Annotated in this window: 2 protein-coding genes; both read left to right on the forward strand. The window is 64.6% G+C overall.

From position 1 onward, the window contains the following. Nucleotides 1–109: 109 nt before the first annotated feature. Nucleotides 110–1,057: a nitrate ABC transporter permease gene (gene ntrB / locus ACE3N6_RS06300; protein ID WP_374244339.1), complete on the forward strand. Its 948-nt coding sequence runs from the start codon at nt 110–112 to the stop codon at nt 1,055–1,057. A gap of 22 nt (nt 1,058–1,079) precedes the next feature. After that, on the forward strand, nt 1,080–1,871 hold the full coding sequence (locus tag ACE3N6_RS06305) for an ABC transporter ATP-binding protein (protein ID WP_374244340.1): 792 nt from the start codon (nt 1,080–1,082) through the stop codon (nt 1,869–1,871). Nucleotides 1,872–2,214: the final 343 nt, after the last annotated feature.

Below are 2,214 nucleotides of genomic sequence, written 5' to 3' on the forward strand. Positions count from 1 at the left end.
CTGACCGGCGGGCGGGCCGACCCCATCGGCCCGCCACCCCAACCCCCGATTCAACCCCGCACGCAACCCGACAGGCTAACCCGCCGTCACGAAGATCACGGAGATCACCATGAGCACTGCATCGCTAACGTCCGGCCTCGTCACCGTCCGGCCAGAGGCCGAGCCTGCCCCGGTTGTCCGGGCTGAAGCCATCAAGACAGAGGATTCCAAGATGGGCGCCACCACGACCCCCACCGAAAAAGCCGCCAAGCCCCCCAAGGACGACGCCGTCTCCTTCGGCACGCACCTGGGCAACCTTGCCCGCAAGGTCATTCCGCCCCTCGTCGGCTTCGCGCTGGTGATCGGCCTGTGGGCGCTGGTGGCCATGAAATCCGCCGACTTTCCCAGCCCGGCAAAGACCCTCGATGCCGCCATCACGCTCTTTGCCGATCCCTTCTATCAGAACGGGCCCAACGACCAGGGGATAGGCTGGAACATCCTGTCCTCCCTCAAGCGCGTCGCCATCGGCTTTGGCGTCGCCGCGCTGGTGGGCATCCCGCTGGGCTTCATCATCGGCCGCTTCGCCTTCATGAACAGCATGCTCGAACCGATCATCAGCATCCTGCGCCCGGTCTCGCCGCTGGCCTGGCTGCCCATCGGGCTCATGGTGTTCAAGGCCGCCGACCCGGCATCCACCTGGACGATCTTCATCTGCTCCATCTGGCCGATGATCCTCAACACCGCCCAGGGCGTGCAGCGCGTGCCCCAGGATTACCTCAACGTCGCCCGGGTGCTCAACCTCTCCGAGTTCAAGATCATCACCAAGATCCTCTTCCCCTCCGTGCTGCCCTACATGCTCACCGGCATCCGCCTGTCCATCGGCACCGCCTGGCTGGTCATCGTGGCCGCCGAAATGCTCACCGGCGGCGTCGGCATCGGCTTCTGGGTGTGGGACGAATGGAACAACCTCAAGGTCGAGCACATCATCATCGCCATCTTCGTGATCGGCACCGTCGGCCTCCTGCTCGAACAGCTCCTGCTGCTCATCGCCCGCCGCTTCAGCTACGGCGCCAACTGATACCGCCTCCAGGAGAAATCAAATGAACGCCATCGTCAAAGTCGAAAACGTCGGCATGAGCTTCGACACCAAGAAAGGCCGCTTCATCGCCCTGCAGAACGTCAATCTGCAGATCAAGAAGGGCGAAGTCGTCTCGCTCATCGGCCACTCGGGCTGCGGCAAATCCACGCTGCTCAACCTCATCGCCGGCCTCACCCTGCCCACCTCCGGCGTGATGCTGTGCAACGGCCGCGAGATCGCCGGCCCCGGCCCCGAGCGCGCGGTGGTCTTCCAGAACCACTCCCTGCTGCCCTGGCTCAACTGCTTCGAGAATGTGTACCTCGCCGTCGAGCGCGTGTTTGGCACCAAGGAAGGCAAGGACAAGCTCAAGGCCCGCACCAACGAAGCCCTTGAGATGGTGCACATGGCCCACGCCGCCCAGAAGCTGCCCCACGAAATCTCCGGCGGCATGAAGCAGCGCATCGGCATCGCCCGCGCCTTTGCGATGGAGCCCCAGATCCTGCTGATGGACGAACCCTTCGGCGCCCTCGACGCACTCACCCGCGCCTCGCTGCAGGACGAACTCATCGGCGTGATGGAAAAGACCGGCGCCACCGTGGTGATGGTCACCCACGACGTGGATGAGGCCGTGCTGCTCTCCGACCGCGTGGTGATGATGACCAACGGCCCCGCAGCCACCATCGGCGAGATCCTCGAAGTGAAGCTCCCCAAACCCCGCGACCGCCTCGCCCTGGCCCACGACGCCCACTTCGTCGAATGCCGGGCGGCGATTCTGGAGTTCTTGTATCAGAAGCAGATGAAGAAGGCGGCATAGTTGGACGCCCCCCGAAGCGCCTGCGGCGCCTCCCCCCACTGGGGGGCAGGCCGGCCGCTTCGGGGCGGCCGTGCGCGGCCGGCCTTGGTTCGTGCCTTTCCTGCCCGAGTCAGCTTGCCGCAGACGTAGGTCGGGTTAGCGCAGCGTAACCCGACAACCCCTGATCGGCCCTACTCACGCCCGACGCCTTCAAAACACATCGAATCACGCCCCCAATCCGGCGCATAAACCCCGTCCTTCACATAGCGGCCGAAGCTGGAGTACGGCCACGCTGCGGGTGAACGGGCCAATCCATGCTTGACCGGGTTGTAATGGATGTAATCCACATGGCGGGCAAAGTCGG

This window comes from Zoogloea sp., assembly GCF_041904905.1.
Classification (GTDB): Bacteria; Pseudomonadota; Gammaproteobacteria; order Burkholderiales; family Rhodocyclaceae; genus Zoogloea.